At 50.8% G+C, this 23,876-nt stretch carries 21 protein-coding genes, 1 pseudogene and 1 riboswitch; of the genes and pseudogenes, 15 read left to right on the top strand and 7 right to left on the bottom strand.

Annotated features, from left to right (window positions below; translation table 11 throughout):
- Window positions 1-13 precede the first annotated feature (13 nt).
- From BUA24_RS06720 to BUA24_RS06705, 4 genes are read right to left on the bottom strand one after another with little or no spacing between them, the layout of a single operon-like run.
- A complete protein-coding gene (locus BUA24_RS06720; RefSeq protein ID WP_084660274.1) occupies window positions 14-1,570 on the bottom strand; it encodes a cobyric acid synthase in 1,557 nt (518 codons plus the stop codon).
- Entirely contained in the window at window positions 1,528-2,481 is a 954-nt protein-coding gene (cbiB, locus tag BUA24_RS06715; RefSeq protein ID WP_072790326.1) for an adenosylcobinamide-phosphate synthase CbiB, read from the bottom strand. Before cbiB ends, BUA24_RS06720 begins: the two co-directional genes overlap by 43 nt.
- Entirely contained in the window at window positions 2,478-3,257 is a 780-nt protein-coding gene (locus BUA24_RS06710) for an adenosylcobinamide-GDP ribazoletransferase (RefSeq protein WP_072790323.1), read from the bottom strand. The genes cbiB and BUA24_RS06710 overlap by 4 nt, the downstream gene beginning before the upstream one ends.
- On the bottom strand, window positions 3,223-3,768 hold the full coding sequence (locus BUA24_RS06705; protein ID WP_084660273.1) for a bifunctional adenosylcobinamide kinase/adenosylcobinamide-phosphate guanylyltransferase: 546 nt from the start codon (window positions 3,766-3,768) through the stop codon (window positions 3,223-3,225). Before BUA24_RS06705 ends, BUA24_RS06710 begins: the two co-directional genes overlap by 35 nt.
- A gap of 32 nt (window positions 3,769-3,800) precedes the next feature.
- Window positions 3,801-3,922, bottom strand: a riboswitch (cobalamin riboswitch).
- A 33-nt stretch (window positions 3,923-3,955) separates the two neighbouring features.
- On the opposite strand from BUA24_RS06705, the gene cobO reads away from it, so the two are divergent.
- Window positions 3,956-4,480 (top strand): cob(I)yrinic acid a,c-diamide adenosyltransferase, encoded by a 525-nt coding sequence (cobO, locus tag BUA24_RS06700; RefSeq protein ID WP_072790320.1) that lies wholly within the window; start codon window positions 3,956-3,958, stop codon window positions 4,478-4,480.
- A gap of 7 nt (window positions 4,481-4,487) precedes the next feature.
- Window positions 4,488-5,885, top strand: coding sequence for a cobyrinic acid a,c-diamide synthase CobB (locus BUA24_RS06695; protein WP_072790318.1), 1,398 nt, complete (start codon window positions 4,488-4,490; stop codon window positions 5,883-5,885).
- On the opposite strand, the gene BUA24_RS06690 is transcribed toward BUA24_RS06695, so the two are convergent.
- The gene (locus BUA24_RS06690) at window positions 5,882-6,952 is read right to left on the bottom strand and encodes a GGDEF domain-containing protein (RefSeq protein ID WP_143146435.1); all 1,071 of its coding nucleotides are present in this window, start codon (window positions 6,950-6,952) and stop codon (window positions 5,882-5,884) included. The two genes, BUA24_RS06695 and BUA24_RS06690, sit on opposite strands and share 4 nt — an antisense overlap.
- A gap of 252 nt (window positions 6,953-7,204) precedes the next feature.
- Between BUA24_RS06690 and cobI the strand changes: the two genes are divergently transcribed.
- The 10 genes from cobI to BUA24_RS06640 all read left to right on the top strand — a co-directional run bounded on the left by cobI (window position 7,205) and on the right by BUA24_RS06640 (window position 17,611).
- The gene (cobI, locus tag BUA24_RS06685; RefSeq protein ID WP_072790312.1) at window positions 7,205-7,972 is read left to right on the top strand and encodes a precorrin-2 C(20)-methyltransferase; all 768 of its coding nucleotides are present in this window, start codon (window positions 7,205-7,207) and stop codon (window positions 7,970-7,972) included.
- Window positions 7,973-7,980: 8 nt separating this feature from the next.
- Window positions 7,981-8,850 (top strand): precorrin-4 C(11)-methyltransferase, encoded by an 870-nt coding sequence (cobM, locus tag BUA24_RS06680; protein WP_218587428.1) that lies wholly within the window; start codon window positions 7,981-7,983, stop codon window positions 8,848-8,850.
- Window positions 8,851-8,860: 10 nt separating this feature from the next.
- On the top strand, window positions 8,861-10,009 hold the full coding sequence (locus tag BUA24_RS06675; protein WP_072790309.1) for a cobalt-precorrin-5B (C(1))-methyltransferase: 1,149 nt from the start codon (window positions 8,861-8,863) through the stop codon (window positions 10,007-10,009).
- Window positions 10,006-11,232 carry a precorrin-6y C5,15-methyltransferase (decarboxylating) subunit CbiE gene (cbiE, locus tag BUA24_RS06670; RefSeq protein WP_072790307.1) on the top strand — a complete coding sequence of 409 codons (1,227 nt, stop codon included), beginning with the start codon at window positions 10,006-10,008 and terminating at the stop codon, window positions 11,230-11,232. Before BUA24_RS06675 ends, cbiE begins: the two co-directional genes overlap by 4 nt.
- Window positions 11,233-11,235: 3 nt before the next feature.
- Window positions 11,236-12,969, top strand: coding sequence for a precorrin-3B C(17)-methyltransferase (cobJ, locus tag BUA24_RS06665; protein WP_072790304.1), 1,734 nt, complete (start codon window positions 11,236-11,238; stop codon window positions 12,967-12,969).
- Complete coding sequence (locus tag BUA24_RS13380) at window positions 12,956-13,219, top strand: ATP-binding protein (protein ID WP_143146434.1); 264 nt, start codon at window positions 12,956-12,958, stop codon at window positions 13,217-13,219. Before cobJ ends, BUA24_RS13380 begins: the two co-directional genes overlap by 14 nt.
- 19 nt (window positions 13,220-13,238) lie before the next feature.
- The gene (locus BUA24_RS06655; protein WP_072790302.1) at window positions 13,239-13,868 is read left to right on the top strand and encodes a precorrin-8X methylmutase; all 630 of its coding nucleotides are present in this window, start codon (window positions 13,239-13,241) and stop codon (window positions 13,866-13,868) included.
- Window positions 13,869-13,870: 2 nt separating this feature from the next.
- Entirely contained in the window at window positions 13,871-14,713 is an 843-nt protein-coding gene (locus tag BUA24_RS06650) for a sirohydrochlorin chelatase (protein ID WP_072790299.1), read from the top strand.
- A 192-nt stretch (window positions 14,714-14,905) separates the two neighbouring features.
- The gene (locus tag BUA24_RS06645; protein ID WP_143146433.1) at window positions 14,906-16,261 is read left to right on the top strand and encodes a GGDEF domain-containing protein; all 1,356 of its coding nucleotides are present in this window, start codon (window positions 14,906-14,908) and stop codon (window positions 16,259-16,261) included.
- A gap of 54 nt (window positions 16,262-16,315) precedes the next feature.
- Window positions 16,316-17,611 carry an EAL domain-containing protein gene (locus BUA24_RS06640; RefSeq protein ID WP_072790293.1) on the top strand — a complete coding sequence of 432 codons (1,296 nt, stop codon included), beginning with the start codon at window positions 16,316-16,318 and terminating at the stop codon, window positions 17,609-17,611.
- An 8-nt stretch (window positions 17,612-17,619) separates the two neighbouring features.
- Here the strand turns inward: BUA24_RS06640 and BUA24_RS06635 are convergent, their stop codons facing one another.
- The gene (locus BUA24_RS06635; RefSeq protein ID WP_072790290.1) at window positions 17,620-18,906 is read right to left on the bottom strand and encodes an FAD-binding domain-containing protein; all 1,287 of its coding nucleotides are present in this window, start codon (window positions 18,904-18,906) and stop codon (window positions 17,620-17,622) included.
- Between the two features lie 156 nt (window positions 18,907-19,062).
- Between BUA24_RS06635 and BUA24_RS06630 the strand changes: the two genes are divergently transcribed.
- Together BUA24_RS06630 and BUA24_RS06625 are read left to right on the top strand one after the other, a co-directional pair.
- Window positions 19,063-20,664, top strand: a complete 1,602-nt coding sequence (locus BUA24_RS06630; RefSeq protein WP_245790338.1) for a long-chain fatty acid--CoA ligase — start codon at window positions 19,063-19,065, stop codon at window positions 20,662-20,664.
- 9 nt (window positions 20,665-20,673) lie between these two features.
- Window positions 20,674-21,444 carry an acyl-ACP thioesterase domain-containing protein gene (locus BUA24_RS06625; RefSeq protein ID WP_072790288.1) on the top strand — a complete coding sequence of 257 codons (771 nt, stop codon included), beginning with the start codon at window positions 20,674-20,676 and terminating at the stop codon, window positions 21,442-21,444.
- Between the two features lie 10 nt (window positions 21,445-21,454).
- On the opposite strand, the gene BUA24_RS06620 is transcribed toward BUA24_RS06625, so the two are convergent.
- Entirely contained in the window at window positions 21,455-22,306 is an 852-nt protein-coding gene (locus tag BUA24_RS06620) for a deoxyribonuclease IV (RefSeq protein ID WP_072790286.1), read from the bottom strand.
- A 190-nt stretch (window positions 22,307-22,496) separates the two neighbouring features.
- On the opposite strand from BUA24_RS06620, the pseudogene BUA24_RS12480 reads away from it, so the two are divergent.
- Window positions 22,497-23,876 (top strand): annotated as a pseudogene (locus BUA24_RS12480) (hypothetical protein); the annotation flags it as partial.

Raw genomic sequence — 23,876 nt, 5'->3', positions numbered from 1 at the left:
TGAAACTGAACTTTTAAATACTTTCTTTGGGTTTCCATCTTTTGGCTTGTTCGAAGATCCCTGCGACGTCTATCTCACGGGACGTCACATCTGCAAGCCTGTCGAAGCTCTCTTCGAGATGATCTTTGTAGCTGCGAAGGCTTGGGGTAAAGCTTTTAGACACCCTCTGTGCAACCAGGGAGAGAAAACCAGCCCGAAAACCATCGCACTCAAAGATCCCATGGATAGTGGTCCCAAAGACACTAAAGGAGGCAGAGACAGCACCTTCTAAGAACTCCTCTCCTCCTTCACCCAAAGAGAGTGATCTCACCCGGAACAACGGCGATGCCCCGGATGCATCTATGATACCCATGTGTATCTGGTACCCCGAGACAAGACGATCGGATAAGGAGTTGGCCACACACACGCCCTTTATCTGCCTAAGCACCTTATCTCTTTGAAACGTCGTCGTTATGGGTAGATGGCAAAGTCCTAAGGCAGAGTCAAACTCCGACTCCACACCGTCTTTGATCTCCCCTCCCAACATCTGAAAGCCTCCGCAGACACCAAAGATCACCGAACCAGCTCTTTGGGCACTACTAAGAGCGTCATCTAAAGCACACTCCCTGATCCAGTTGAGATCCGCAACCGTGCATTTAGAACCTGGAAGCACTACGAGATCACTGCTTTTTATATCTGAGGGAGAGTCGGTAAAGATCACCTCGAGGTCGTCCTCTAAGATCAGGGGATCGAAGTCAGATGCGTTTGACAGATAGGGGAACCTAAGGACACTCACTCGAAGTCTCTTCCTAGATGAGGAGGCCCTCTTTACCTCTTTTTGACGATAGCTAAAGAGAGAGTCCTCCTCGGGAAGGTCTAGCGCTAGGTATGGGAGTACTCCATAAGAGGTTACCCCCAGGCGCTCTTCAAGCTCGACAATGCCGCTTTTTAGAAGTTCTTTCTGCCCGCGAAACTTGTTGATGACAAACCCAAAGATCAGCTCCGAAAGCTCCGGAGGTAAGATTTGAAGCGTCCCAAAAATCGATGCAAACACCCCTCCGCGCTCTATGTCTCCTACCAATATGGAAGGTATGTTGAACCGCTTGGCGAGACCCAAATTTACAAGGTCGTTGCTCATTAGATTGATCTCTGCTGGTGAGCCGGCCCCTTCAAGTAGCACAAAGTCGTACCGACCCAACAGCTCCTCTAGAGCTTCTTCCACCGTAGCTCTTAGCTGCTTTTTTAGTAGCTGATAAGAGACCCCCGAGCTTTCATACATCGGCCTACCCATCACTACGACCTGCGAAGAGTGCTCAGAGGTAGGCTTCAACAGCACGGGGTTCATCTCCACCACCGCCTCGGTCCTACACGCAAGAGACTGAGTGTACTGGGCCCGTGCAATCTCGTGCCCTGACCGAGTCACCATAGAGTTAAGCGCCATGTTCTGACCTTTGAAGGGCGCCACCTTTACCCCTTGGTCAGCTAACACTCGGCCCAGGGCACTAACTAGAGTAGACTTGCCGGCACTCGAGCTTGTACCAGTTACTATTAGCGCCCTTCCCACGTCCCTCGACCTTCTACCAAAGTCCAAACCACCACAGAGACGATCAAAGAGAACAGATAAGCGACGTCAACGACCCGCCTCTCAAACACCAAAGCGTCAAGGAGCGACTGTAGATCCACCTCTTTTTCACCCCCAAAGCGAACCCTCTCTTCGATCCGTCCTTCATAGCTGTTTACACCTCCAACCCTTACGCCAAACCTGCACGCAAAGGCTGCTTCAACGACGCCAGCGTTTGGTGAGGGGTGCTGCCTTGCCGCCTTTAGACCTTTGCGCATCGAATCTCTTTCTCTCGGACCCGAAAGCAGATACGCGCACAACCACGTCAGCCGAGCGGGTATGAGATTTACGATGTCGTCTACTTTGGCTGGTATAAACCCAAACTCCTTGTACCGCTTGCTTTTATGGCCGAACATTGAGTCCATTGTGTTGATCGCCCGATAAAGAGCGGCTGCCTTTACACCAAAGACCGTACCAAAGAAGATTGGACCGACAGCACCATCCGAAGAGTTCTCCGCCAAAGACTCAAATGCGGCACGTAACACCTCCGCCTCATCTAAAGATCCGGAGTCTCTTCCCACGATCTTTTGCACATGCCTCCTTGCCGAGACGATGTCGCCACTTTGAATAGAGCTAGCCACCTCATGAACCACGTCTCTAAGCTGTGAGTCAGCGATTGAAAAGTAAAGCGTTAAAAGCTCAAACGGCCAGCTTGCTCTCTCTAAAACAAGCAGCAGTGAAAACACAGCTGCAAGCGATAAAGACGACACAGCTCCACCTGCTACCTTTGAGTTTTTATACAGGTGACGCTCGAGATATCCTGCAAGACGTCCGAAGTAGGCTACGAGGTGCAAGTTATCTGGGGGATCCCCAAAGACTCGGTCACCCCAAAGAGCAACTAGTACCAAAGCGCCATTACGCAGTGCTCTTCTCACCCTCATCGCAACCCCACCAGCGAGATGGCAACAAGTGCCACGGACTCTGCCAGGATACCTCCGCCGCCGACGACGTCGCCTGTAACGCCATCTATCGACCCTATGGACCACTGCATCACCGCAAAGAACACGGATGCTTCAAGTACCACGGCGACTATCGACCATATCCCCTCCATCTCAAACGCTGCGACTCCGCTGAGCAAGAAGATACCTATGACAACAAACCTTCGCACAGCTTTAGATCTACGGCTTAGGTCGTCACCGCTCAAAAAGTAGTAAAAGAAACCTTCTTTCTTAGCGGAAGGGTAGAAGTACAGAGCTATCGCCATGAGATCTCTAGACGCCACCGCCAAGGGTATAAATAGATACATCTCAGAGGTGCTAAATGAGGCGAATGCGGCCACCCTAAGTAGTACCACTGCTATGAGCCCCATGGCACCAAAAGCACCGAGCCGAGAGTCACCCATGGCCTTTAGCCTCTTGTTACGATCCAAAGGAGCAAAAAACCCATCAGAAAAGTCCGCCACAGCGTCGTAGTGCATCCCTCGAGTGACTACGCCGTCTGCTAATACGACTATCACTGCTGTCTCCATCTTGGTAAGTACATGAAAGAAGACCACGAACAAAGAGACGTCCAAAGTAGCCACGAGCAGCCCCGCCACCCAAAACCATATCGCTCCTCTTAGGGTCATCGGAGATCTTCCCCCGGGAAGTATCGTCAAAAACGACACAGAGGCTCCGATATCTCTAAGCAAGGAAGGAACCAGAGCCCTTGAGTACAAGAGGAAGCCCAGCTACTATCAGAACCACGTCTTTTGCTGATTTAGCGATTCGTTGGTTGCACATACCAAGCAGATCTACAAAGTCTCTACCTACCTTGGTAAGGGGGTGAAGCGAGAGTCCCACCTCTTCGGAGACCACCACATGGGAGTTGCCGGATCGGACGATAGCCTCTATGACCGAGAGCAGGTAAGCCCTCGCCCCTTCTTCGTCCCAGTCCTCCATGGCTCTTGCAACCAAAGAGCCAAAGGAGTCAAGCAAAACCGGATATCTCTGTTTTTGATAAAGAAACCCAACAAGTTCTTCGAGATCTATTACTTCATGAGTATGCCAGGTATCGGGTCGGCGTTCCCTATGACGCTGCACACGTCTTAGAAGTTCTCTATCGTCTTTACCTAACTGGGTGGGGGCTACGTAGGTAACTCCGCCAGCTCGCGCCAAAATGGTCTCCGCGTAAGCTGACTTACCAGATCTCGTACCTCCAAGTACGAGTGTCAAATCGACGGCGTCCACGCATCTCCTTAACTACAGTTTCTATCCATATCAGGTATCCTGACTTCCGAATCAGCATCTATCCTCGCCTTCCAGCGTCAAAGACGCCGTGACCTATGAGGTAGACTCCCCGGTTACAGTTGCGGGCCAGCTCTGGAGTTGCACCAGATTCCCTGAATATGTACTAGGAGATACTAGCTTATAAAAGGTGGAACGCGTCGAATCAAGAGTACTTATAAACACTGGACATGGAAAGGGCAAGTCGTCTGCCGCCTTCGGGGTGATGAGCAGGGCGTGGGCGAGGGGATGGCGAGTCTGCGTGATCCAGTTCGTCAAGAGCGGCAGGTGGAAGGTCGGAGAGAAAAAGCTCGCTGACCATCTCGGCATAGAGTGGAGTGCCCTAGGTGATGGCTTTACATGGGAGTCCGAGGACTTGGTGGAGACGGCCAAGCTAGGGGCACACGCATGGGAGATCGCAAAGGCAAAGATCGGCTCGGGGGAGTATGACATGATCATTATGGACGAGATCACCTATGCCATCAACTACGGCTGGATACCTCTAGAAGACGTCGTAAAGACCATCGCCGAACGTCCTAAGCGAACCAATCTGATCCTTACAGGGCGCAACGCTCCTGCTGAGCTGATCGAGGTTGCTGACACCGTAACGGAGATGACCAAGGTAAAACACGCCTATGATCAGGGTATCCGAGCTAAAAAGGGAATAGAGTACTAAACACGTAATGCCTGACGACTTACCCTTTGACGATCTAACATCCTCTCGTGGGCTAGTCGTTGCGGCCACGTCTTCTCGCAGCGGGAAGACTACCGTCTCAGCCGCACTCATGAAGGCGTACTTAGACAGGGGCATGTCTGTTCAAGGAGCAAAGGTGGGTCCAGACTACATAGACCCACAGTTCCATCGACTAGCAACGAAAAGAGCCAGCTACAACCTCGATCCCTTCTTAACAGGAGGCGAGGAAGGGCTAAGTCGCACCCTTAGACACATGGGACCGCACGATCTCCTCCTGGTCGAAGGAGTGATGGGGCTCTTTGACGGCACCTACTTAGAACCGCCGAGTTGGTATCTTGAACGCCGAGAAAGAGACTCAAAGATCCCATTCTCCTCTACCGCACAGGTAGCAGAGGTTCTTGGGCTTCCCATTGTTCTCCTAGTAGACGTCAGCTCCGTAGCGTCTTCCGTGGCAGCGGTGGTTGCGGGGTTTTTGGAGTACTCAAAGTCACTCAACATAGCTGGGGTGATCTTGAACAAGGTAGGTTCAGTAAATCACGAAGCCATCTTGGACAGATCGTTGTCAAGATGCTCGGTACCCATTGTAGGCAAGATACCCAAGCTACCAGAGCTTCACACACCATCGAGGCACCTAGGGCTCATCCAGCCTCACGAAGAGAAAGAGAGAATGGCCATATGGCTCAACGAGGCTGCTTTGGCTATATCCAACTCTGTAGATCTGGACCTACTCCTAGCCTTAGCAGAGCCACCTATCGTTCATCGAGTGAAACACAGAGTATCCAGGCTACGTTTCCTTGATAATACAGAAACTCCAATCGTATCTGTGGCCAAGGGGAGCGCCTTTTCATTTATCTACGAAGAGAACTTAGACATCCTCAAAGAAAACGGAGCGAAGATAAGGTACTTCGACCCACTTACAGACACCTTTGACACAGATACCACACATCTTTACATTGGTGGAGGATACCCCGAGCTTGAGATCGAAGAGATAGCCAAGAACACCGTACTCACGAGAGATATTCGGAGCTTTGCTTTAGGTGGAGGTTCCCTCTGGGCGGAGTGCGGCGGCCATATGCTCCTTGGAAGGGCGATAGATGGGGTCGAGGCTGTATCTCTACTACCCCATCGGAGTTACATGACCAAAAAGCTCTCGCTCGGTTATCGAGTGGTAACCGCAACCAGAGATAACCCCCTTACTCACAAAGGTATGGTCTTGCCTGCGCATGAGTACCACTACTCCCTGACCCAAGACGACTCATCGGATCTTAGGTATGTAGGTTATGGTAAAAGCGGCGCTAACGGAGTGGCGAGAGACAATATTATCAGCTCCTACATGCACTTTCATCTTGGAGCCATTCAGGCAGCTTCGCTAAAAGACAGTTACTAAAAGATCTTTATCGAGTCAGATCGAAGGTCGATCATGTGACTGCTTCCCATAGGAGTAACTGAGTTGCGTTGAGAGGCTACGCCATTTGCTCGTCTTTTTCTCTTGCACTCATAGAGCGAGGAGTCTGCGGACATAAGCAACTCTTCAATGGTAGATTTTCTATCCCACTCAGCAACACCGAAGGAGGCTCCAGAGATCGACTGGGTAGCAGATAAGATACGCTTCAGCACGGATTCGGCTTGTGTAGAGTTGCACTCTGGCATGACTACAACGAACTCGTCTCCGCCGTACCTTGCGATAAAGTCTCTGCCTCGCAGTGAAGAGCTCCATGCATAGGCGAGATCTACCAGGGCTTTATCTCCAGCAACATGACCCAAGGAGTCGTTTAGAACCTTGAAGTCATCAAGATCGACGATCGCAACGGATAAGGGTGTCTTAAGCCTTCTCGCAGCCTTGATCTCCCTCGTCAGATTCATGATCAAAAAGCGGCGGTTAGGTAGACCCGTGAGCTCATCTATGTAAGCAAACTCACCAAGCCGGGAGATAACCCTAGATACAAACACTCCGCCCACAACGAGAACCGCCAGAACGGGAATCCACGTCGAGAGTCCGGGGCCAAAACCGTTCCCTAGACCAAGGCCGAGACTGTACAGAAGTACCATGGCGAAGCTTACTAACATAGCCTGCCGGAACGAGAGAACACTGTAGAGAACCAGTGCGAGCCACGCATAAGTAAGAACCAAAATAGCGGAGAGTTCTCCGTTAGTATCGAGGTAAGCCAGGTAGCTAGAGAGTGTCGCTGCTCCGATTGCGGCGTAGATAAACCCCGTTGTGGTGGCCTTGCGTCTGATCTTGGAGACCGTTAGGTATCCACAAAGCGCCACTGTAGCGACGAGAATGTCTAAGGCTCTATCTCCAAGATGAAAGACAAAACTCTGATACAGGGTCACAAAAGCTTCGACGATGAAGAAGATCGCAAGCCAGAGGTGAGCCTCGTTCAAAAAGAGGTTCGAGAAGTGGTTCTGGCGTTTGCTAGAGTTCAAATAGGAGCTAACGCCTTTGCCCATCTCCTCCACCTTTGACCGGACTCCCCTAATCAAGAAGACCTCACCTCATTTGCAAATAGAACTCCAGCTACGTACATCGGCATCTAGACGGTTTTTCCTTAGCACTAATGCGGAGATCGTCTTTCATGCCGAGCCCTTAGACAACAAAATAGCTTAAATGTGACATATCCACCACAGAAAGTAAACAAAAGTTTTCCTAATTGTTCTAACATCTCCGATATGCTGCTCAAAGGGTTGCTACATTCTTAGACGATGACACAGTCCATTACCATCACAGGCATAGGCGTGGGACCGGGTGACCCCTCCCTGTTGACCCTTGCGGCCATTAGGGCGATTGAGGAAGCAGACCTTATAGCGGCTCCAACCTCTAAGGAGGACTCTGCCGGTAGGGCGGAGTCGGTAGTAAAGGCGATACTCCCCGACATCGAAGTCACAAGAATACTCTTTGACATGACCCAAGGACCACAGGGGATATCTCTAAGAGAGCAAAGTGCTAAGGAGGCGTCTCGGCAAATTCTGGCAATTGCCAACTCCAACTCTTTCAAAAAAGTCGCCTTCATAACACTTGGCGATCCCAACATCTACTCGACCTTTGGGCTTATGGCAAAGTATCTAAAGGCCATGGATCCCGCTTTATCTATACGTTCAATCCCTGGAGTTATGGCGTTTCAAGCGGTCCTATCGGGTCACCCTATGGAACTAACAGATGAAGACGACTCGCTGATTCTCCTAAGTGGACTGGCGGACATAAAAGATATCGACCTTGCGGCGCAACGCCCAGATAGAGCGGTCGTGATCTATAAAGGTGGATCTAAGATACCCGAGATCAAGGCTTCCCTGTATCGATCGGGAAGACTCGAGGGCGCCATAGTCGGCGTTGAGGTTGGCACAGCTACATCTAGAGTCTTGCCACTTTCAGAGATTGACGGTCCTCTTCCTTATCTAAGCACCGTAGTAGTTCCACCCCTACATCATAAAGGGGCAGATAAAAAGTCATCTTGGAACAATAAGCTTGATTAGATAGGTAGGTGACAGGTGTCCGTCGCCTGACGCCACAAGGCAAAGAGACGGTAGGAGAGTGTGAGTCTGTGATATCTCTAGTTGGTGCAGGACCCGGAGCCGAAGATCTGATAACTCTTCGAGGCGTAGAACGACTGCGAGACGCTGAGGTTGTTATCTGGGCTTCGTCCTTGATACCCCCCTCAATCCTGTCCTATGTAGATAGGTCACGCTGCGAGATATATGACTCAGCCGGGATGACCCTAGAAGATGTAGTAGCTCTTTACGACGCCAACAAGGACAAAAAGGTGGTGCGACTTCACTCAGGCGACCCTTCGATATACGGCGCAATCCAAGAGCAGATCGACTACCTCGAAGAACACAATATTGACTTCGAGGTCGTGCCGGGGGTAACCTCAGTCGCCGCTGCCTCAGCAGCTCTGCAGCGAGAACTTACGGTACCTGGGGTGTCACAAAGCGTCGTCTTTACTCGGATGGCCAAAAAGACCAAGGGATCGATGCCTCATCGGGAGACAGTATCTGCGTATGCAAAGGTCGGAGGGACCCTGTGCGTCTTTCTATCGGGAAGCTACCCAAAGGAACTTCAGGACGAACTTCTTTGTGAGGGTAGCGCTTACGATGTAGAGACGCCTGTAGCTGTTGTCGTAAGAGTTGGATGGGATGACGAAAAGCTTCAGATGACTAGGTTAGGGGATCTAGCTGCAACGATGAACTCCATTGGTGCAAGACGAACCGTCTTGGTGTTGGTAGGAGACGCCCTTGATAGCGAGCCACTACGCTCTCACCTATACAATCCAAGCTTCGCACACAAGTTCAGGAAAAAGTCGGTAGGCAACACAGTGGGAAGACCTACAAAGGCGTTACGCAGCTCCTTGTAGCTAGGTAACTATGCCTCAAGATCTAGACCCCATCGACCTTCAAGACGTGATGGCGCCAGCGCCTTCTAACAAAAAACATCTACGTAACGGCTGGACGACCGGATCCTGCGCAGCGGCCGCAGCCAAAGCCGAGGTGATAAAGAATCTAAGGGGAAGTTCTCCCGCTTTGGTGGACATACCCCTTCCCAAAGGTGGAAGGGCCACCTTCAAAGTTGAAGTAGATGAACTTGGGCGCTGTTTCGTGGTGAAAGACGCAGGAGACGACCCGGACTGTACCGACGGAGCTCACATAACCGCATCGTGCAAGCTAATAAGCTCCAGCCCCGAGATCCAAATACTGGGAGGAGAGGGAGTTGGGCGAGTGACACTCTCTGGGCTAGGGCTTCCCATAGGTGGTCCTGCCATAAATCCAGTACCTCAAAAAATGATACGGGAAGCGATCAGAGAGATATACCAAGGAGGCGTTGAGGTAACGATTTCAGTGCCCGGAGGCGAAGAGATGGCCAAGAAAACCACCAACGATCGCCTAGGCATCTTGGGGGGTATCTCTATCCTTGGAACCACTGGAATAGTAAAACCCTTCTCCACCGCTTCCTTTAGAGCGGCGATGGTCCAGCAGATAGACGTGGCGATCGCCCAAGGTTCAAACAAGATGGTGCTCGCCACAGGTTCGAGAAGCGAGGCCTGTGCTAGATCCCTCTTTCCCTTGCTATCGCCTTTGGTATTTGCGGAGGTAGGAGACTTTAGCGGCGTCGCCTTCAGACACTGCGCAAAGGTAGGGTTCCGCTCAGTTGAGTGGATCGGAATGGTTGGCAAAGTCACCAAGTTGGCACAAGGGATGATGATGACGCACTTTCACAGATCAAACGTGGACACGTCTCTACTTAGGACCGTTGCAAAGCAGTCATCAGCAAATGAGGTGATCGTAGAGGCCGCAACCGCTACGAATACCGCAAGACACTTTTTTGAGGTTTGTCTTGAGAACAACGAGCTAGAACCTCTTTATAGCCTCGTCTATTTGGCCAAAAAGAGGTGCGAGGAAGACATAGCAACCAAAGCGAACATCGATATAACAATGGTGGATCTAGAGGGAAAAAGAGCCGTCGTATCGACAAACAAAGAACTGCCGACTCTTTACAAGGAGATCCGAAGAGGTTGATAACGGTTATCGGCATGGTTGGAGATACGATCTCGGAGCTAAACCAGGATGCAATCCAACGACTAATTAGCGCAAAGACGGTCTTAGCGAATAGATCGAGAGCCAAGGCCATAGCGAAGTTTGTAGATACCGCAAACACAAAGATCGAGGAGTATCCCAAACCCCTTAGCTCCTTGGCAGAGATAGTTGCATCCGTAGAGCATCCAGTAGTGGTGGTCGCAAGTGGAGATCCAGGGTTCTTCGGCATCACAAGCTATCTCTCCGCCAACAACCTTGACTTTGAGGTTCTACCTGCCCCATCATCGGTGTCGATAGCGGCAGCAAGACTAAAGATACCCTGGGAAGACAAGGTCGTACTCTCAGCCCACGGTCGTAAAGAGGAAGAGTTTGTGTCGACCTTAGATACAGCCCTCTCCGAAGATAATGGTGGAGTGTTTGTACTTTGTGGCCCAAAGCTCCCTCCACTTGAGATCCTTAGCCTGATTGGCGCCAGAGGCGTAAAAGGGCATGAGATATGGATATTCGAAGACCTTATGACAGACAGGGAGAGAGTTACTGGACCAGAGCCCCCACATAAGGATTACTCATCCAACGCCGTAGTTCTCCTCCTAAAAAGACGCCACCCAGACACAGCGTCTTTAATCTTTAGATCAGAGCCTCCTTCTAAGATGCCATCGGCCTTTTCTGAGAAAGAGTTTTCACATCCTGATAGAAACTTCTCCAAGATAGAGGTGAAAGCCCTTGTCATGGCTCTGCTTCAAGTCGACAGCTTAAGCTTGGGCTCTGTGTTTTTAGAGGTTGGCGCTGGTTACGGCGGTGTCGGTATACTTGCAGCGAGACTTCGTCCAGACCTCGTGCTTTACCAGTACGAAAAAGATGCAAGGAAGATCCCAACGATAAGGACGAACCTAAAGTCATTCGGGGTTACATCAGTCCTAAAAAATGAGACCTTTAATCCTAACGAAGTAAACGATATCGATCCCGCAGCGATCTTCTTTGGAGGGGGCGGCGTGGAACTTGCCTACGAGACCTCCAAAGCTCTAAGGAGGCCTGCCCGGATATGTGCTGTATTCGTCTCGCCCCTAGATCTATCACTTGCCTACGAGGCTTTTGGCAACGTCAAAGAGATCGTCTCTTTTACCCTCTCTCCGTTTAGCAAAAGTAGCTCACACACTAGGCTTGTTCCTTCGAACCCTGTATTTCTAGCCTGGAACGAGATATAACCTATGACCCCTAGCGCAAGCGACTTTATACCGAGTGCCACCAACTCAGTGATAGTCTCTAACTCATTAGCAGCTGAACCGGTAAGGCAGGCAGTCGGATCCAAGATCTACACCTTCAAAGAGGCTAAAGATGTAGATGATCTTTTCAGAGTCTTCGATCTAATCATCTATGTATGTGCAGCCCCGATCGCTGTCCGAGCGATCGCTCGGGCACGTCTAACAAAGGCCGCAGATCCCGCAGTAGTGTGCGTGGATGACACCTTGCAACACAGTGTGGTCCTCCTCGGTGCGCACAAAGGTGGAAATCAGGCTGCAAGGTACCTTGAAAAGACCATAGGAGCCAAGGCGATCGTCACGACCGCATCCGACCTGAGAAACGCACCTTCGCTAGATGAGATCCCAGGGGTACGCGTCTCAGGAGACCTTCCAGCAATACAAGGTCGTATAAACAATCGTATGCCTCTTTGGCTTGAGGGTCAAAGAGAAGATCTGCCGCCGGCACTGAGAGAAGTCAACTTTGAGGCCGACCGTTCTTTAGGATTTGTCCTTAGAACAGAGGCTTCATCCACCGATCCCACCTATGACTCGGACAAGAAGATCGTCCATCTAACCAAAGAACGCTCGGTTGTATTAGGGGTCGGTTGTTCTTTGTCGTGCACTAAAGAAGAGATGCGATCCGCTGTAATAAAAGCCGCCTCACAGGTTGGGCTTAAAATCAGCGACTTCGTTGCTGTGGCAACGATCGATCGCAGGAAGGACCATCACGCAGTAACCGGCCTTGGTCTTCCCGTCTTGGCGTTTACGTCAGAGCAGCTTAGAGGAGTAAGGGTTCCAAATCCGTCCTCAAAGGTCATGGAAGAGGTAGGAACTTCCTCGGTGGCCGAGGCTGCAGCCCTCTTGGCTCTTGGACCCAGGTCTAGACTGGTCCTTGAGAAGATAAAGTTCGAGCAAGCCACAGTTGCGGTGGCAGAGATCGCGCCGAGGGGGAAGCTTAGGATCGTCGGTGTTGGACCTGGGTCACCGCTTCATAGAACCAGGCGCAGCGAGATCGCTATAGCGAACGCCGAGATAGTGATTGGCTTTAGAGGCTACTTAGAGCTGTGCAGCGACCTCCTTACAAACGGTCAGCAACGGATCCCTTACGAGATAGGTGAGGAGTCAAAGCGGGTTGAGCGCGCCATCGAGGAGGCGGAGATGGGTCACGATGTGGCCCTTATCTGCTCGGGGGATCCAGGGGTTTACGCCATGGCGTCTTTGGTCTTTGAGACCAGAGCCTCTAGAGATCTATCCTCCCTTAGCTACGACATTGAAGTAGTGCCGGGTGTCACTGCGGCGCTCGCCGCCTCAGCCGCTAAGGGAGCGATCTTGGGTCACGACCACGCCTACATATCCCTGTCGGATCTGCTCACTCCATGGTCAAAGATAGAACAGGCTATTAGGTCTCTCGCTGGCACGCACCTTGTCGTGGCGATTTATAACCCTAGATCCAAAGGAAGAAGGTGGCAGTTTCAGCGCGCCATTTCGATACTAAAGGAGATACGAGGCAACTCCACTTACGTGCTACTGGCAAAGTCTGTCACCAGAGACTCAGAGAACCTTACGGTGACTACCTTAGGCGATCTGGATGAGAACCTCGTCGACATGGAGACGGTCGTAATTGTGGGTTCTACATCCTCGGCTCTAGAAGGAGAGTATATCTATACACCAAGGGGATACAGCGTCGATGGCGCCCACTAGAACGGAAACAACCCCCACGATCCATAAAGTGACAGTAGAGATCTTAGACAGCTGCAAGGGGTGTGGTCTTTGCCTGTTGACATGTTCAGCTAAGGCTCTAGTCGCAGCCCCGTCGAGACCTCCTAAGATTTTGACACAAAACTGCACTGGCTGCCTTGACTGTGTGGACGTATGTCCCGCTGGATCGATCTCTTTCTACTACGAAGCCCCGAAAGAAAAGGAGCCTCGAGGTAAAGGTTGTCTACAATAACAAAGTTGGGAGGAGCTTCTTGCTTGGCAACGAGATAGAGACACTGAGCTTCAAGCTAATACAGAAAGAGGTCAACCTCTACGGCTTTGACCTCTACGAGCGTGAGGTTGTTGCACGCGTAGTTCATGCGAGTGCGGAACCTTCCTATGTCGAGGAGATGAGCTTCAGTCAAGATGTGGTAAGAGACATGGTTGCCACCTTCAAAGAGATGGATCAAGTACGCATCGTCACCGACGTTACCTCTCTCTCTCACCTGATCTACAGCGATGCAACCGTCTCTGCGTTTGAGCTACCTTATGCCTTGCTAGCAAATCAAACTCGGTCATATGCAGCCATGCGCCACGCCGCTCAAGTATTTGGAGATAAAGACACCATTTACGTAGTAGGATGCGCACCCACGGCTCTGGAGGCTCTATTGGACTTGGCAGCTGAAAGTAAGTTCTCACCCCTAATCATCGCAATGCCGGTTGGTTTCGTGGGAGCTTATGAGTCCAAGACCCGCCTTGTAAAAGAAGGTAGGAGATACATTACAAATCTGAGTAGACGTGGGGGCACTGCCGTTACAGCCGGAGCAGTGAACGCTGTTATCAAGATGGCAAAGGGAACTTATCAAATCGTCTCTGAAGGTGAATACGGAGAGGATCACTGACCATGAATTCAAGACGACGAGGGATATTTCTTATGGGGCATGGGACAAAGTCCCAGCGAGGCAAAGATCAGTTCATGGAGTTGATCTCTTTAGCCAATCAAAGATTCCCCATAGCTGTAAGTGGAGGGTTTATCGAGCTTGCAGAGCCTGAGATGAATCTAGCTATGGACACCTTTTTAGAGGCAGAGGACCTAGATGAGTTGGTAGTTGTACCCGTAGTCCTCTTTCCCGCTGGACACATGAAAGACGACGGTCCTGTCCTTGTAGCTCGCGCCAAAGGATCGTCGAGGAACAAGTCCCTCAAGGTCACCTACTCCAGCTTCCTTGGAACGCTACCTGAAGTAGTCACTGCGATCAGTGAACGGATCGTTGAAGCATATGGGCACACAGAGGCCAGTGAAGATCGAGCCGTGTTGTTGGTGGGGCGTGGATCCACAGATCCTGATGGCAACGCTGAGCTCTACAAAGCCTCACGGCTAGTTACAGAACAGTTGCAGCTCGACCCACTTTCAGTGCAAAGCGCCTTTGTCTCTTTGGCAGCGCCCTCCGTGCCTGATGCACTCGAAAGTCTTTACAAGATGGGGTATCGAGAGGTCGTAGTTCAGCCTTACTTTCTATTTCACGGACTACTAATCGATCGAATGTTCGATCAGGCTTACGCCTGGTCCAAAACCCATGAGCCTTCCCCAAAGCTAACTCTAGGCCAAGAGATAGGTCCCGGTAAGCTACTTCTAGATGCTATCTCCTATAGAGTAGATCAAGCCTTGGGAGAGATTACTTTAAGTTCTTGCGATCTATGCATGTATCGCTCGCCCACTATGCGTGGCAACAGTTCGTCCATCTGAGTAGCGGCTTCAGAGAACATCCCGGGACCAAAGTCCCATTTCTAAAAAACTTCTTCAGAATTTATAAATATCTGTAAAAACAGATAAACACCGACTGAGAAATAGGTATATGCTCAACAGTAGTCAATTACCGTTCTAAGTGAGTTAAGAAACACTTTCAGTGTGAGGTTCGGTTGGGTATTGGGAGGGTATGTGAACTCGGAGTACGTTAGTGGCGATGGATCAAAGGAGCCTTGGTCCATAACTAACGATCAGGCCTATGAGTCAAAGCTCTTATCCGGAGGCACCGCCATTGAGATTGGCACGCTGTCGTGCAACCGCTTTGGCCTAATTACAGCGTTTACAGCCCTCGACCCATGGTTCGACTTCATCTCCATACCTCCTGGAGCTGTAGATGGGATGAACATATCCCAATTACTGCCCGGCTTTGATGTAACGACAGCTTTTTCAGAAAATACGCTCGGTCCGGGGTATGTGGGATCTTCATACATAAAGATAAAGTCGGCTTCTAGCACTCGCAACCAAGGGTACAGGGTGGCAGCTATCGTAAAGCGCGGAGAGGACTGCGCTCCTAATGAGTACTCAGTAGCACTCTTTGCACAGACGACCGAGAGGGACACACTGAGAGTAGGGTCCGTCAGCTCTAGAAAGCTAGTTGCTCTCACCGCTCGCTTTACCGAGATCATCGCCTCTATTGGAGAACAGATCACAGAAGAGCCGCAACTAATGAGCGCTTGTATTGACAGCCTCCTTGGATCGGGAATTTTCCATGCTGCGTGGCTAGGGACAGAGTCCTTCAGTACCGGATGCTTTGACATTGTGGATGCAGCCGGAGCCGGTGCCGGTGAGATGAAAAACTTCAAGATTCCCGTACAGGTCAACGATCACCTAACCCCACTCTCTTCAAAGGCTTACGCCTCGAACTCGTTGTGCTACAACAACGACCAGATAAACGCACCAGGACTGGGCCCATGGCGGGACTTTTTTATCGCACATAGATGGCGTTCAGTAGTCGCAATGCCTGTTGGCGACGCCGTGGCCGAGTCGGTTTTAGTGGCGGCCTCTCCGATTAGCAACCTCTTCCAGCCCCACACTCTTGAGGCGATGGAGACGATAAACAAGTTGATCGTCCAGTCTCTTCGGCTTCTAAGACAGCAACAACAAGCTACTCAGTTCAGACAAAACACTCTCTGGCTCTCAACACACGACCAAGCCACGTCACTGGCGAATCGGGCACAGTTTGAGAACGTGCTTTTTGCAAAGACAAAGAAAACCAATACCGCACCTAGGCCATTCGCCCTTTGCCTTTTGGACATAGACGATCTTCGGTCGATAAACTCAATGCACGGCACGGAGGTTGGTGATCAACTAATCGTGCACTTTTCAAAGGCTCTAATTGAGACCTTTGAGGACCTCGACAGTGTATTTCGTGTCGGCGGAGACCAATTCGCGGTAATCGTCGACGACACAACAGACCCTAAAGTAGTCCTGGATCTCTTCGATACCCTTACAACCGCAGCCCAGCTGAAGATCAAATTTTTGTTTTGAACAAGCCGCTACGATACAGGCCGCATAGGTAAGCGGGGTTCAGTGTCCCATTTGGTGAGCAAGTCCAAACCTCTTGGAACCATATCTTACACTTGGACAACCGGTGTCGCATTCTTCCCCGCGGATGGAGGCGAATTTAAAGAGATCCTAAGAAGCGCCGAGCAGGCGCTTTATAGTGCCAAGAGATCCGAAACCAAGTGTGCAAGCGTCAACTTCTACTCAGAGCTTGGAGGATTCCCAAAGGTAAATAGTGCATTTCGTGCCGGTGACGCATTCCTACTCTATCAACCGATCATATCGCTACAGACAAGGGAGGTGGTTGGCTTTGAAGCCCTTACCAGATGGAAGATAGACCACCGTACTTTGACCCCGCCGGAATTTTTGCAACAGCTAGACAAAAGAGAGGCAAGAGACTTTAGGCGAGCAGTCTTCAAAGAAGCCCTGGCGGCTCAACAACGAAATCGTGTAGACAAAAAACCTCTCTTTATGAGCATTAATACAACACCAGACGACCTTGCAGATCCTAACTTTGCCACAGAGCTTCTCTCACTACTCCCCTCCTCTTCAGATCCCAAAGACATAGTTCTAGAGATACTTGAGACAGGTGAGATCCTTGCATCTCAGATAGCATATGCAAACATCGCTCAAATGAGAGCCTTCGGAATCAGGATAGCCCTGGACGACGTCGGCTCAGGATACTCCTCGTTACTACGTTTTCGAGAACTCCCGATAGACGAGATCAAGATAGACAAGGGCTTCGCTCGAGACATACTACATTCACCTAAAAACCTCGCCTTCTTTGACACGATCGTTCAACTGGGAAACGGGGTAGGGGTAGACATAGTAGCTGAGGGTGCAGAGACTCCGTTGCACGTGGAGGCTTTGAGCCAGACGGGCGTTGGCTTTTTACAGGGATATGGCATATCGCGTCCAATGCCAGAGAACAAGATAAGAGATTTTGCACAAAACTACAGGCTCGACATGGCAGACTCCTCACAGATGTGGTTTGGGGCTCTGTTGGATCATCTTCGCCTACTAGGTCGTCTAACTCAGGACGTCAAAATTCCACATCGAAGGCTTAATTTGGTACAGGAGCTTACGGCCCGATGCAGTCTGGACAACTGGATGAACATCCAACCAGAGCGATTCGGAAACCTCACACTTATTCGAGAGTCCCACACTGCGTTTCACACCTTGGCTCATGCGGTAGTTGAGTCTGCCGAGGCCGGTAGCTTTCTGCGCCTTGAGAAGCTAGCGGATATGGCAAGAATGCAGGCATCGCAGATGGTAGAGCTAATGACCATCGAGCTCACCAAACAAAAAGACGACCCAGAGATAGTTCTTTCCTAAAGGTCCACCTAATTTCTCCGACTCGCCCTATCCCCTCGCTCTAGATAAGAGCGCCACCTTGAGAACGAAGATAAAGGTTCATTTTCTTTCGGTTCTCTTAGCCAAGGGTAAGGATAGACGTTACGAAGCTGTGCGCTCTTTGCATATCTTCGCCAAAGAGGAACTGGGGAGTAACATGTGTCAACCTCCCTATCTTTTAGAAGATCCGTTGGATCACCCCTAAATACTCTAAGGTTGCTATAGTACTCCTGTATCTCCCCTAACGTCTGGGCAATGAATATCAGCCGTTTACTCGAGATCTGCAACTTCCTCAACAGCGGTTCATCGAAGATAAAGAGGACTTCTTTGCGCGGCAGCCGCAGTACCTCCTGATATAGTCCCAGATTCTCAGCTGTTATCCATGCGACATCTGAGGGTTCAACACGAGCTGAGACCATCTCCTCCATCTCCTTCACCAAGTGATCGTATCTAGCGATAGGCTCAGCCATTACAACTTCATACGTCTCTGGCCAGAACTGAATCGGACACGTACTCTTCAAGGAACACTTTGCGCAAAGGCGAGGCGCATAGCGCGCTACCTGACTCTGTGAGAATCCATACGGCCGACCGGTCGCATATCCCGCTACCCACTGCCATCCAAGACGATTCGCTGCCCTGGATCCATCTACAAGATGTCGAAAGAAGATCTCCTCGCCCTCTAGCCAGTCCTTTCTATGCCTGACCGTTGCGTGTGAGGCTAGCCACATTCGGCTCTGATTCACGATATATCCCGAACGAACCAGTTCGCCGTACACCTCCTTGATGCACAGCATCTCCTCGTCTTCGAAGTACTCAGCAGTACTTGTGCTACATACCGGATCCTTTGGTCTGTACCTGTAAGGGCGCCTCAGCCCCCTTCCATAAAAAAAGTACAGATGCCGTGCATACTCCTGCCAGAGCAGCTCGGAGCGAAAACGGTCTCGATCAAAGTCTGAACAGTGTTTCTCCGTCCAAAGATAAACCTCTTTCAACGTGATAATCCCATGTCGAATATAGGGAGAGAGACGTGACGCCCCTCGTTTGGTAGTTGGGTAAACGTTGCCTCTCTTAGACCCATATCCGCTGCAGTCGAACTCCGACAGTCTTTGATACGCTGCGCTGTGCCCACCGACAAATTGATCGGATGCGATCTCAGATCCCTCCGACTCCAAGTAAAGCCCAGAGAGAGATCCCCTCACCCAACGCGTCGCTGCCTCATGGGCTTCAGCAGCCGCCAACCCCTTTGGCGAGGGAGGCGGCTCTAACTCTACAACCATAACGAGATACTACATCGTTGTCCAAAGTAATTTATCTGTACAGTCCATCTGTCCTAAAGCCATATCAGATCGATTCGAGATGAAGTGACGTAACCACATCCAAAGTGATACCCTCTTGATAGTTAGTCTTTGCAGGAGGAGACCAAAGTGGCGATCATGAATACTCAGCTTGGTACATGGCTGATGTTGGAGCATGCCCTGACACATAACTTCGATGTCGAGGTCGTGACCCAGCAGACGATCGATACGAGACATCGATACAGCTACGCCGATATGGCAAAGAGAACTTATCAGCTTATGAACGCTCTCGACTCGCTAGGACTTGAACGCGGTGAAAGGGTTGGGACCTTGGCCTGGAACAACTATCGTCACCTCGAATGTTACTTCGCAGTTCCCTGTACCGAGCGCATACTTCACACATTGAACGCCAGATTGTCACCTGAGGACTTGGCATACATCATCAACGATGCCGAAGATCGGGTCATATTTGCAGAGCCAGAGCTCGTTGAAGCCCTCGAGAAGATCTCCAACCAAATACCTTCCGTACAGCTCGTAGTGGTTATGGGAGATGATAGCAACCTTCCAAAGAGCGGATCGTTTCAGATGGTAAGTTACGAGTCCTTGATCGCCCCGCACAAGGAAGACTACCCATATCGAGAGATAGACGAGAACACGCCAGCCGGACTTTGCTATACCTCTGGCACGACTGGGCAGCCCAAGGGAGCGCTATACACACACCGCTCTACATATCTTCACGCCATGGGCTGCGGTTCAGCTGCGGGAATGTCAATTGGACCTTCCGACGCTGTCCTTCCTGTGGTCCCCATGTTTCACGCCAACGCGTGGGGTATGGTCTACGCAGCGGTGTCAGTAGGAGCGAAGCTCGTCTTTGCATACCCTCACCTTCATCCCGAGAGCTTTGTGAGGTTACTAAGGGACGAGGAGGTCACGATATCAGCAGGCGTCCCAACGGTATGGATTCAAGTTGCAGAAGAACTCTCCAGATCTCAAATAAAGCTTCCTAACCTCAGGGAGATCGTAAGTGGAGGATCTCAACCCCCAAAGCCTCTAATAGCCCGCTATCGCGACGAGTTCAACATCCCAATCATTCAGGCCTGGGGCATGACCGAGACCTCTCCACTAGCTTCTACAGCCAGACCAAAACATCACTTACGAAGTCTTCCAAAAGATGAGCTTTTGGATAAGGTGTACTCTCAAGGCGGGATTCCCTTGCCCGGCATAACCATCAGCCTCAGAGGCGATGATGGAGCTGAGGTTCCAGCCGACGGACAGCACATGGGAAATCTCTTTGTCAAGGGCGCTTGGGTGATCGACTCCTACTTTAAGGGCAAAGGCAAAGACTCCTTTAGTAGCGACGGATACTTTGCGACTGGAGACGTGGCGATAAAAAATAGCGAAGGATACTTTGTAATCGCAGATCGGACCAAAGACCTAGTAAAGTCCGGAGGTGAATGGATCTCATCTGTTGCCATGGAGGGAGCGATCATGGGAATGGAGCAAGTGGCCGAGGCTGCCGTTGTAGCCGTTCCCGACGAAAAGTGGCAGGAGAGACCGGTCGCCTGCATTGTGCCGAAACCTGGATGCAACATAACCTTGGAAGAGGTTAGAGAACACCTCATAAAAGAGGGTTTCCCAAAATGGCAGCTCCCAGATAGGGTGGAGATTATCGACGCAGTTCCAAGGACCTCAGTAGGAAAATTCGACAAGAAAGTCTTGCGCTCGCGAATTACAAATTAGCCTTTACGTGTGACTAACGATAAGGACAAATCAACCAACGAAGATCTTTCTTCGGAGCCTTCATGGACTACGCGGACCTTCGAGCACAAGGTGCGCGTACTTCTGTCCGATACCGACCCCAAGGGCGATCTACGTGCAGACGCACTGGCGAGGTATCTCCATGACGCAGCTACCTTAGACATTGAAGAGACAAAGTTGGATCGCATAAGCATATGGGTTCTAAGGTCCATGTCGATCGAGGTAAAGGAGAACGCACACTACCTCGACTCCCTTAGACTTGTCACTTACTGTTCGGGGACTGGGAAGGCTTGGGCGCAACGAAGCACAGATGTGTATCGGTACTCCGAGAAGATCATCGATACCAGATCGATATGGGTCAACGTAGGTGGAGTGAGACAGGGAGCAAAGGCTCTACCAAGTCAGTTTTTCGACGTATATGGTCCAGACATCGGAAACATCGAAGTCAGCGCTCAACATAGACTCAAGACTCCCAAGAACTCCCCCATACGCGAAGACGTCTTTGAGCTAAGACATAGTGACCTAGACGTGATGGATCATGTAAACAACGCCATTCATTTAGTCTTTGTTGAAGAGACACTCAAAAGAGCAGGGCTTCATTCTGAAGCCACCCCGCGATCACTTCTAGTGGAGTTTAGAGACGCCCTTGAGATCGAGCCTAATCAAGTTACGTCTACGCTCTTTGGAGTTGAGGAGAAAGTATTTCACGTCGAGCTCTCGCAAGGTTCAGTTAAATCCAGAGCTCGTGTTAGATTTGCGTAACATCCTATCGCTAACCACTCGCCGTCAGCAGTCTCTTGGCTGCCTCGACGTCCGATGACCTAGGACCACTACCGTCACCAGGAACCTCTAGAAACACAAGTGAGTTCGCAAAGATCGAAGCTCCGAGGAAGGCGGCTAGAGCATCTTCCCCTATCTCACCCTCTCCTAGATTCTCGTGTCTGTCGTGTAGCCCTCCACATTTGCTCTTCGAGTCGTTCAGATGTACGCAGTCAACGGCGTCAAGGAACCTGGAGAGTTTATCTATCGTGCGTCCACGATCTTCAGGGTTCCTAAGGTCATAACCGTATGCGAAAATATGTTGGGTGTCGATGCAAAGTCCAACTCTTGCTCTCTTTGCTCCAAGTTGCAAAATCCTCTCCACCTCCTCTAAGGAACCCCCAATAGTACCTCCAGCGCCAGCGGTGTTTTCAAGCAAAAGTTTTGTTCTAGAGCTCCTGGGCAATCGCTCCCCTACCTCTTCAAACACATCGGCGAGTTGAGCCTCCACTGCATCGAGGCCGTGTCCTTTGTGGGATCCGAGGTGTAGCACCACACCGTAAGCCTCTATCGCACAGGCCACGTCTACAGTACTTATGAGCAGATCCTTTGATCTCTCAAAGAGGTCCGGGTCCGAACTTCCAAGATTAATCAGATACGAAGCATGCACCACCGCATCTTGCACGACCTCAGAGTTCGCCAAAGCTTCTCGATATCTCGATAAAACCTTTTCACCAAGAGTTGGAGTTTTCCACGTTCTCGGGCTGCCAACAAAGATCTGGATACACTGAGCTCCAATCTCTTCTCCGTTAGAAACGGCGTTATAAAGCCCTCCAGAGGCAGACACATGAGCACCGATAAGCATCACGGACACTCCGCCGCATGGTTAGTACACTTCTGCCACAACATAGAACTCCCCACTACACAAAGATGATCCAATACAAGAGTAAATTGCCTTTAGAGCGGCTAGGCTTTCTCACCGAGTGTTTTACCTTGCGATGCCCAGGTTATACCTCGAAATCTAAGGAACTAGTAGCACAACCAAAGAGAAGGTAATGTCTTCAAGGATCGACGTAGAGTTAACGAGCAAAAGAGATGATGATACCTGGACTTGGAGGGCCGCCGGAGCTAAGCAGCCCAAAGGTGTTTTGTCTTCAAAGTTGCTATACCCCGGAGCAAAGGTCGGAGATATCGTACGAGCAGAAGCGTTATTTGAGATTGACGGTATCACGATTCAACAGATCCTTCCACCAAAGGTAAAAGAGGCTCCAAAGAACGCGATCGAGCTAAAGCCAGCTACTGCTACGGGTCCGCTGGTAACGACACGTCTAACGAAGGGCACACGTCCAGACCGAGAGCGAAGACAAGCTAGAGAAAGAACTCGCAGACAAGGACCTTCAGTTGATGCTGGCGAACGAAAAAGACTATCTCGACCAGAGATCAGCAGTGAAAACAGGCACCAACGACGGACTCCTAAGCCTGATCCAACTTTGTCTCAGCCCAGCATCACTGCGAACGCACCCAAGCCACGCTTTAAACGCTTGGTGGTTGGCTCTCGACACAAAGATGAGTTCATATCGTCAGTTCCATCTGAACACAAGCCCATCGCTGAACAACTTTTGCGAGGCGGAATCCCAGCAGTAAGAGCGGCCCTTAGAGAAGGTAACGCTGAGGCACGTTTGAAGGGGCTGCCAGAGACGCCAGAAGACGTCATGATGAAGCTTGCCGAGAACCTCCTTCCCGGCTCCAAACTTGCAATCTGGCTAGATCGTGCCGAGGCCGCTCTAAAAGATGCGGACGAGATATCACTTCGTGACCTAAGGTCCGTTGTTGCATCGGCTGATTCAGTCCGATCCAAGGATGAGCGCGCTCGAGAACTTGCCGAGCAACTCAAGCAAAAACTTCAAGAGCGAAGCGAAGCTACCGCCAAGGCGTGGACCAACGATATCGCTGAGGCTCTTGATCAAGGGCGGATAGTGCGCGCTCTGCGTCTGTCCGCAAGACCACCAGAACCTACAGCGAAGTTTCCACAGGAACTCATGAATCGGTTGATCGAAGCGACAAATCAGGCTATGACTCCTGAGACATCAGAAGATCGGTGGATCGCCCTAATAGACGCTTCGTCAGAGTCGCCGATTCGTCGTCAGATCATACCAGTCGGACTTCCGGAGTCTGCTTCCCCCGCCTTGATCGAACTTGCAAAAGAGCACTCTGGACGAATCCCAGCTCTTGCGAAGATGCTCGGTATAAGCGTACCTCCTCCGCCAAAGGTCATGGGAACTGTAAAGGTAAAGCAACAGCGCGAAAGAACGCATTCTCGAAAGACTCCACAAAGGAAGCAGGCTCCTGTTGGTGAGGCTCCTGTTGGTGAGGCTCCTGTTGGTGAGGCTCCTGTTGGTGAGGCTCCTGTTGGTGAGGCTCCTGTTGGTGAGGCT

Source organism: Ferrithrix thermotolerans DSM 19514, assembly GCF_900128965.1.
GTDB lineage: Bacteria > Actinomycetota > Acidimicrobiia > Acidimicrobiales > Acidimicrobiaceae > Ferrithrix > Ferrithrix thermotolerans.
The sequence above is the reverse complement of the archived record's forward strand: the minus strand, read 5'-3'. Positions and strand labels throughout refer to the sequence as shown.

Coding starts and splice junctions, on each gene's coding strand:
- BUA24_RS06635 (WP_072790290.1), bottom strand. CDS start 18,906: ATGGTTGTAGAGTTAGAGCCGCCTCCCTCGCCAAAGGGGTTGGCGGCT.
- BUA24_RS06675 (WP_072790309.1), top strand. CDS start 8,861: ATGCCTCAAGATCTAGACCCCATCGACCTTCAAGACGTGATGGCGCCA.
- BUA24_RS06650 (WP_072790299.1), top strand. CDS start 13,871: ATGAATTCAAGACGACGAGGGATATTTCTTATGGGGCATGGGACAAAG.
- cobI (WP_072790312.1), top strand. CDS start 7,205: ATGACACAGTCCATTACCATCACAGGCATAGGCGTGGGACCGGGTGAC.
- BUA24_RS13380 (WP_143146434.1), top strand. CDS start 12,956: ATGGCGCCCACTAGAACGGAAACAACCCCCACGATCCATAAAGTGACA.
- cobJ (WP_072790304.1), top strand. CDS start 11,236: ATGACCCCTAGCGCAAGCGACTTTATACCGAGTGCCACCAACTCAGTG.
- cbiB (WP_072790326.1), bottom strand. CDS start 2,481: ATGAGGGTGAGAAGAGCACTGCGTAATGGCGCTTTGGTACTAGTTGCT.
- BUA24_RS06630 (WP_245790338.1), top strand. CDS start 19,063: ATGAATACTCAGCTTGGTACATGGCTGATGTTGGAGCATGCCCTGACA.
- BUA24_RS06695 (WP_072790318.1), top strand. CDS start 4,488: ATGCCTGACGACTTACCCTTTGACGATCTAACATCCTCTCGTGGGCTA.
- BUA24_RS06690 (WP_143146435.1), bottom strand. CDS start 6,952: ATGGGCAAAGGCGTTAGCTCCTATTTGAACTCTAGCAAACGCCAGAAC.
- BUA24_RS06620 (WP_072790286.1), bottom strand. CDS start 22,306: ATGCTTATCGGTGCTCATGTGTCTGCCTCTGGAGGGCTTTATAACGCC.